Here is a 7,858-nt window from a genome sequence, read left to right on the forward strand (position 1 = left end):
GCGGGCGGGTCGGGGCAGGACTGGGCCATCTGGTGCGATGCCCGCATCACCGCAAGCGAGTGATGGTCCACGCGTGCAGGAAGAGCCACCACCTCGTGGTTGGGCCCGTGCTCATCGAATACCGTTGGAACCGCCGGGTGCGCGAGTCTGATCCTACGACGCTCGAACGCCTTCCACTGGTGCCTCCAGTCCTCTTCCTTGCTGTACAGGCGATGCCCGACGAGGACGCTCAGGTGTCAGGTGTCTCCTCCCCCGAGGAATCAGAGAGCACGGACGTCTTGCTGCACGAGCCGGATCGAGTACCTGAAGTGGCTCGCACACCATGGTCACACGACATCGAGGGCTGAACGTGGACCTCCGACGGCGCCTTCTAAGATCGAGGGAATGCTGAGATGCGAGACGACGAGATCGTTGCAGCGGCCCGCGCCGTGCACGAGGCGCTCCCCTGCCTGCTGGGGGACGACGCCGAAGCCGTAGCGGGCAGGTTGGGCGGCCTCTTGGCCCAGGCCGATGCCGGTCAGCCGGAAGTCGCAGATGCCATCTTGGACCTGCTGTCCGCCCATCCCAGCACTCGGCAAGAACTCGCCCGGCGACTACCCAGCGAGGCTGACTCCAACCGTGCCGGCTACCCCGGCGGGTTGCACGGGTTCCCGTACGCCTCCGACCCGATCGTGCGCCGCTGTTTGAGGTGCGACTACGCCTATTCGCTCTTTGAAGCGGGAGAACTCGTACCCGACTGCCCTCACGGTCACGGCCCCTTGACATGAAGGCGCTCTCAGAGCACGGCGATCTACACCCGAGTGCACTCCTGCACTGCGCCGCCGCGGAGGACGACCCCTCCAGCAGTACGGTGGCCGTGGTGAGCACGGCGTCGCCATGACGGCCTTGTGGACCGGGCTCGGCGACAAGGTGGTGGACCGCTTTACGGTCCTGCTGCTCTCACCGGCGCTGGCATTCTGGTTCGGTGGTGTGCTCGCATGGGTGCACGCCCACGGCTGGAACCGGCTGCTCACGTGGTCGAGCACCGGACTGGGAGAGACCGATGCCGTCGCCGAGGTCGCCATCGGCCTCGGCGCACTCCTGGTGATCGCCGGATCAGCACGGATGGTCGAGGTCTTCTCCCTCCCCGTGCTGCGCCTGCTGGAGGGTTACTGGCCCGCTTGGGCCAGTGCGTTGGGTCAGCGAGTGACGCGTCGTGAGGAGCGCATCGAACGGCGAGCGAGGCGTTGGCGTAAGCTGTCCTCGACACGCAGCCAGCACACGATGAAACAGGCTCGACAGTACCAGCGTCTCAACGCCGCCCGAGCTCGGGTGCCGATCCATCCCACTGACCGCATGCCGACCGCCTTCGGCGACCTGCTGAAGGTCATGGAAACCCGTCCCCGACACCGCTATGGCTTGGACGCCGTCACCTGCTTCCCGCGCCTGTGGCTGGTGCTGCCCGAGGCAGCCCGCACGGACGTCGCTGCCGCGCGCGGGCGAGTCGACGACGCCGGACGGCTCTGGCTGTGGTCGCTGCTCTTCTCCGTCTGGACGCCGCTGGCGTGGTGGGCGGCTGTGGTCGCCGTGGCCGGCATGCTGGTGGCCTACCAAGTGGCGCTCGTGGCGGCTGCAGGTCTGGCGGAAGTCGTTCAGGCGTGCTTCGACGTGTACCGCGGTTTGCTCTACGATGCTCTCGGCTTTGCTCGACCGGCGTCCCTGGAGGCTGAACCCGTAGCAGGAGCGGCGCTGACGGCGTGGCTCGAACGAGGAAGGCTTCCCGCATGAGGGCGCGCCGCCTCTCCCGAGGTGAGGTGCGCGCCGTCGAAGTCGACCTGCAGTGGGACGCTTTGCCGGCCGCTCCTCGCCAGCTGCAGCGCCTGCTGGATCAGGCCGGCAGCGATCTGGTGATCTACGTGCGGATCCAGGACGAGACCGTTCTGGAACACCTGGCCGAGACGCTGGAGCGAATCCTCGCCCACCGCGCCTTCACCCACGCCGACGTCGAGTTCCGCCTAGCGGTGTACAACCGTGCCGGCATTGCCCACAACTGGCTGGGCGTGAAGCCGCGAGCCGATGCTCGCGCACACCTCGACGCTGCAATCGCGCAGCTGCAGGTCGGGGTGCGCGAAGCACGCGGCACGGGCGCAACGCTGTGGCGGCTGCATGCGAACCTGTCGAGCACCCTGTTGGCCCGCTACCAGGCCGATGGTGCGCCGGAGGACCTGCAGGCCGCCGTACCGCCGGAGCAGGCGCCCTTGCTGGCCCAAGCAGCCCTGTCCAGTGCCCTGCGCGTGCGCCACCGGCGACTGGGCGGACGCACCGACCTGCAGGAGTCCGTCGCGCTGTCGCAGGCCGCCGTCGACGCCAGCCCCGAAGGGCCCCGCCGCGACTACTACCGCTATCTGTTCAGCGATGCGCTGCTGGTGCGCTACGACGTGACCGGTTCCCTGGCGGATCTCCAGCAGGCCGAGGAGCAGTTGCGCCGGTGCCTGGCCGCGCCTCACATGCCGGTGCAGCTACCTCGCGCTGGGGTGCGGGGGATGCTTGCGACCGTACTGCGCCGACGGTTCGTCCGCACGGGCGCCGCGGATGCTCTCGACGAGGCCATCGAGTTGCTCGCCTCTGACGCAGAGGCCGACAACCCAGCCCGCCTGACCAACCTCGGGAACGCCCTGCTCGACCGCTTCCACCTGTCAGGCTCGACGACCGACCTGCACGGAGCGGTGCAGGCCCAGCTGTCGGCGGTGCAGCTGACCTCGTCGGGAGACTGGCAACTCGCCTCCCGACACAACAACGCCGGCAACGCCTTGTCGACGGTCGCGCAGTTCACTGGCGATGAGGAGCCGGCGCGCGAAGCCGTCCAATACTACCAACGCAGCCTGCAGCTGACCGCCGCCGACGCCCCCGAGCGCGCCTCTCGGGAATACAACTTGGCTCAAGTCCTGCTGAGGCTGTGCGGCAACGCTCGATCAGGCCCACTGCTTGAGCAGGCGCGCACCGCATTCAGCGATGCCGTCGCCCATGGCCTGGACGGCTCGCTGGAGTGGAGTTTGGCAGCGGCGCAAGCTTGGGGGCGTTGGGCTGCTGCCCGCGATGCATGGCCCGAAGCGGCGGAAGCGTACGCCGCCGCCCTGGATGCTGGCGGGCGTCTCTTCCGGATCCAGTTGGTGCGTCCACAGCAGGAGGCCTGGTTGCGCGAGTCGCAGGGCGTGCCGGGCGAGGCTGCCTACGCGATGGTACGGGCCGGGCGGGCACACGAAGCCTTGGAGGCCTTGGAGCAAGGCCGCTCCCTGCTGCTCTCCGAGGCCCTCGCGCGCGACCGAGCCGACCTCGCCGCTCTGAGCGCACAGCGACCAGGACTGGCCGAGGCGTATCGGACGGCTGTCGGCGAGCTGGATGCAGTGCTCCGCTGCACAACAGCGGATCCCGAGGCCAATCGCCGGGCCCGGGCCCGCATCGATGACGTGGCCGCCCGGATCCGTCGCGTACCCGGACACGAGAGCTTCTTGATCGCGCCGACCCTCGCCGACGTCAGCGCTGCCGCCCAGCGCGCCGTGCCCAACGGGGTCCTTGTGTACCTGGCTCCCGCACAACACGGAGGCACCGCCGTGCTCGTCGGCGGGCACGTTCAGCAAGAGCGGCCAGAGGAACAGAAGCGGTCGGAAGAACTCGCGCAACAAGGGGACGAGCAACAGGAGGACGAGGGCGATAGGGAGGTCGAGCAGAGCGCTGTTCGGGTCGTGGACCTGCCCGCCTGCACGCTGCAGGCCTGCCGAGATCGCTTGACAGCACTGCTGGCCGCGCGTTCGCAGGTGGGCACCGGTGCCTTCGCGGGAACGTTGGATGCGGTCTCACACTGGCTGTACACCGCCGTCCTCGCCCCCGTTCTGGCGGCCACCGATGCACCACGGCTGGTGCTTGTCCCCACTGGGCTCCTGAGCCTGCTGCCGCTGCACGCGGCCTGGCGGCCCGGCGCAGACGGCACACAGCGGCGCTACATCCTCGATGAGGTCGTCCTCAGCTACGCACCCAGTGCCCGCGCTCTGCTGGCGTGTGCCCACACCGCGGCGGCCACGAGGCTGCAGCGCGCGGTCATCGTCGCCGATCCCCAGCCGACGCAGCTGCCGGCGATCGGCTTTGCCACCGCGGAGGCATCGTGGGCCAGCGCAGGCTTAGAAACGCTGCAGCTGTCCGGTGCCGCCGCGACGCGCGCAGCGGTGCTCCAGCACGCCCCGGGCGCCGACCTGCTGCACTTCGCCTGCCACGGATCATCCCGCCCAGAACACCCCTTGCAAGGAGGCCTGATGCTGGCCGCGAACGAGCAGTTGACCCTGGCGGACACCTTGGGCGCACGCTTGAGCGGATCACAGCACGAGGGCACCCGCTTGGCGGTGTTGTCGGCATGTGACACCGACCAGCCGGGTTTGGACCTGCCCGATGAGGTGGTCAGCTTGCCGACGGGCCTGCTGCAAGCCGGCGCCGCTGGCGTTCTGGCCACTCAGTGGGCGGTTCGCAGCCTTCCGGCGGCGCTGCTCGTAGCGGCGTTCCACGCACATTGGCGCCTGCGGAACTATTCCCCCCCGCAGGCGCTGACGCTGTCGCAGCGCTGGCTGCGGAGCACGACGAACGCCGACAAGGTGGGCGACCTGCGGGCGTGGTCAAGCGCCTTTGGACCTGAGGGAGCGGTGGAGCGCCGCGAGCTGGTGCGCACGTTGCAGCTGCGTGACCCCGAAGCGCATGACTTCACCGACGCAACGTCGTGGGCGGCCGCCAGCTTCCATGGGCTCTAGCCTTGATGCTCCCACGATCCACCGTCAAGGCGTAGCGCGGGCGGAGCAAGCACAGGAGCACGAGCGGCTTGAATGATCGGTCGTCTGCTGATGACGGGTCGCCTGCCGCGCAGATCGCCCACCGATCGTAAGATCACGACCGGGCGCTCGCCGCGAGGGGTGCACCGGTCGCGAGTGCCGGCCTTTTCGGCATCACCGCGAACCAGCGCGAGAGCATCGCAACCTCACCGCTGGCCTCTTGGATCGCCCCGACCGCGCGGCGAAGGAGCCGTTGCCTCAGTCCTCCGGAGGTAGGCGCCGGGCGCAGACCAAGGTGAGGTGGGCCGCGCCGGCGCGGTGATCATCGCTGCACTGCGGTCCTTGCTGTACTGACCACTCAGGTTGCTGACGCGAGAGGCGGGCGGTAGCCCGCCGAGGGCGGTGTGATGCCGGAGGGACACCTCCTGCGCGCGGAAGAACAATTCTAGACGTGCAACAGTTCCGGCATGTCCCGGCGGCGAGCCGCCTCGGAGCTGCAGGAGCGGGCGTGGGCCCACTCGGTGGCTAGCCTGCATTGGGAGCGGTCCACCTTGCCGTGGGTCTGGGGACCGTAGGTCTGCGCGCGCGAGGGCCGAGTTCGCTGGTGAGCGGCACCGGTCACGGCCAGTGCCGCCGCGAAGTCACGGGAGCGGTAGTTGGAGCCGTTGTCGCTGAGGCAGCGATCGAGGCGGATGCCGCAGTCGGTGAACCAGTCGTGGGCCCGTGCCCAGAACGCTGCGGTGGTCAAGTCCTCGTCGTCGCTGAGAATCTTTGTGTAGACCAAATGGGAGTGTCCCCCGCGAGCGGGAAGTGTCTCCACATCCAGGATGGTGTGCAGGTAGCCGTAGCCGAGGGCGCGCGGCCGTGCCGTATCGCCGCGGCCGTGTCGTGTCGCCGCGGCCGTGCAGGCACCAGCCGCCACCTGACGGCACCCCCGCCTGCGGGGGATGGAGATGACGCCGAGCTCCTGGACGTCGATCACAGCCACGGGTGCACCAGATCGCCTGCGGCAGCGTGCTCCTAGCATCGAACCTGCCGGCGGATGCGCTGGCAGGTCGGCCGAGTCGACATCGCGCAGGCGTCTCTGCCCTCGCAGGGTCCTCCCTGCGTCGGTGATCCCGCAGGTCTGGGTCCGTCACCAACGCCCATGCTCAGACAGCTAGGTCTCCGGCCTGCTCAAGCGCAGTTCGAGATGCATGCCTCGTATCGCGGGGCATAGGTCGTGTGCTCATCTGTGGCTTGATGAGCAACGCGGGCCGATCATGTGCCGGCAGTTCGGTGCGCGCGTCGCTGGCGGAACGTACGACGTAGCCCTCGTCGAAGTACTTCAGCAGCACCCGGATCGCCTGGTCCGGGTGTCCGGCGTGGAAGTGGCTGATGATCCGGTCCGCCCGAGCGTTGCCGAGCCGGCGCCTGATCCGCTGGGTGGCTTCGATGAGCTCAGCCGGGTCGGCACGGCCGTAGGTGGCGACCAGGCGTCTGACCCGCTCCTCGAGCAGGCTGACCAGCTCGACGGTCGCAGCGTCACGGATCGCGCCGGTCAGCTCGCGGGGCAGCCACAGCGGTCCGATGTGGGGTCCCTCGTCCTCGAGCCACACCGGCCGGTCGGGATCGATGCCTTCCAGCGCGTCGTGGAGCTGGGCATCGAAGCTCGCCTGGCTCGGCTGCGGGCGGGTGATGCCGATCCGGCCGAAGGAGGAACCGCGGTGGGCGGCCAGGGCCTCGAGGTCGATGACCTGCTCACCGGCAGTGGCCAGCCGGCACAGCATGTCGCTCTTGCCCGAGCCGGTCAGCCCAGTGAGGACGATGAAGCGCACCCCGCCTCCATTCGGCACCGGCACTCCACTGGACCGGGCACTGCGAGGGTAGGTCTTAGTGCCCCCTGGACGGGACGCAGCACGGGGCGCCGCATCCGCGACGCGAGAACGCACGAACGACCGCCCAGGAGGACTCCCAAGGGCTCAGGTATTCTCCCTCTCCCCGATTCAAATTCGAGTGTGCGATGCACTACCACTTGGTCGCTCCATACTCCGCTCGGACGCGGGGCCGGTCAAGACCTGAGAGGGCGGCCGGGACGGCCGTTCCTTCGCATTCCACGGGCGGGAGCACGGCGGACTACGCGCCGACGATCCGGTCGAAGGCGAGCCCGGAACGTCCCGCGCCGCGACCGGTGGTCACCCGGCGCGCGTGCCACACCACTGGGGTGCCGTCGTAGCTGCGAGCTCGGCGCATGAGGCCCTGCACCTGGACGCCGGCCCGCGGGACCTCCTCCTCGTGCAGGTAGTACGGGGCAAGCCGGTTGTCCTGCTCGTCCAGCCCGATCCGCAGCATCGAGGTGAGCGGCCGGACGAGGGTGTCTTCGGGGCCGATCGTTCGGCGCATCGTGCCGCGCTGGAGCTGTATCGCCCGCAGCTGTCCCGGCAGGTGCACCGGGATGAACGGGATCCAGTTCTCGGCGACCTCGGTCTGCAGCACGTAGCGCAACGACGCCGAGGCGGTGGCCGCCGAGAATGCGTCGGCGTCGGGGTCGAGCTGCTGACGCACCCGCCGGGAGGCCTCGGCGGCATCTCGAGAGCCACCCAGCCCGTCCTGGATGCGCTGCTCGATAGCCCACACCATGTCGGCGGTCTCGTCGCGGACGAACACCACCTGCTCGAGCGGCTCGCCGTCGAGGATGTGCGGAAGAGTCTGCGGCAGGTACAGGTGCTGCGGCAGTGCTGCGCGGGGCGGTCCGGATGGCCGCGGCGCGAGGCTGAAGACGTCCCAACCCGTCCAGTCCGCCCCGGCCGGCTCGACGGTCGGCTTCACCAGGGTGCGGTAGCCGAAGGTGTCGGTGACGACCACGCCCTGCAGCTCGGCGACCGTGCCGAGCGGCTGACGGCAGATGATGGTGAACCAGTCGTTGCTGTACAGCAGCGCGAACTCGCTGACGATGATCCGTGCGGCATCGGTGGCGTCGGCGCTGAGCTTGCCGAGGTCGACGGCGGCGTCCTCGAGCTGCCACCAGCGTGGCGCCGGCATCCCGGGGTACTCCGCGGGCACCGGGATGACGGTGCGGACGTCGACGG

The 7,858-nt window shown here is 69.2% G+C and carries 5 protein-coding genes and 1 pseudogene; 2 read left to right on the forward strand and 4 right to left on the reverse strand.

The window, feature by feature from the left end; all coding sequences use genetic code 11:
• Nucleotides 1–326 precede the first annotated feature (326 nt).
• The gene (locus tag GTQ99_RS16355) at nt 327–563 is read right to left on the reverse strand and encodes a hypothetical protein (RefSeq protein WP_166616798.1); all 237 of its coding nucleotides are present in this window, start codon (nt 561–563) and stop codon (nt 327–329) included.
• Between the two features lie 313 nt (nt 564–876).
• On the opposite strand from GTQ99_RS16355, the gene GTQ99_RS16360 reads away from it, so the two are divergent.
• Nucleotides 877–1,767 carry a hypothetical protein gene (locus tag GTQ99_RS16360; RefSeq protein ID WP_166616799.1) on the forward strand — a complete coding sequence of 297 codons (891 nt, stop codon included), beginning with the start codon at nt 877–879 and terminating at the stop codon, nt 1,765–1,767.
• Nucleotides 1,768–1,793: 26 nt separating this feature from the next.
• The gene (locus GTQ99_RS27030; RefSeq protein WP_166616800.1) at nt 1,794–4,772 is read left to right on the forward strand and encodes a CHAT domain-containing protein; all 2,979 of its coding nucleotides are present in this window, start codon (nt 1,794–1,796) and stop codon (nt 4,770–4,772) included.
• A 463-nt stretch (nt 4,773–5,235) separates the two neighbouring features.
• Here the strand turns inward: GTQ99_RS27030 and GTQ99_RS16370 are convergent, their stop codons facing one another.
• From GTQ99_RS16370 to GTQ99_RS16380, 3 genes and pseudogenes are all read right to left on the reverse strand, one after another.
• Entirely contained in the window at nt 5,236–5,778 is a 543-nt protein-coding gene (locus tag GTQ99_RS16370; protein ID WP_166616801.1) for a DDE-type integrase/transposase/recombinase, read from the reverse strand.
• Nucleotides 5,779–5,941: 163 nt separating this feature from the next.
• Nucleotides 5,942–6,607 carry a tRNA 2-selenouridine(34) synthase MnmH gene (locus tag GTQ99_RS16375; RefSeq protein WP_166616802.1) on the reverse strand — a complete coding sequence of 222 codons (666 nt, stop codon included), beginning with the start codon at nt 6,605–6,607 and terminating at the stop codon, nt 5,942–5,944.
• Nucleotides 6,608–6,905: 298 nt separating this feature from the next.
• A pseudogene (locus GTQ99_RS16380) lies at nt 6,906–7,858 on the reverse strand (hypothetical protein); the annotation flags it as partial.

The organism is Kineococcus vitellinus, from assembly GCF_009906315.1.
Lineage (GTDB): Bacteria > Actinomycetota > Actinomycetes > Actinomycetales > Kineococcaceae > Kineococcus > Kineococcus vitellinus.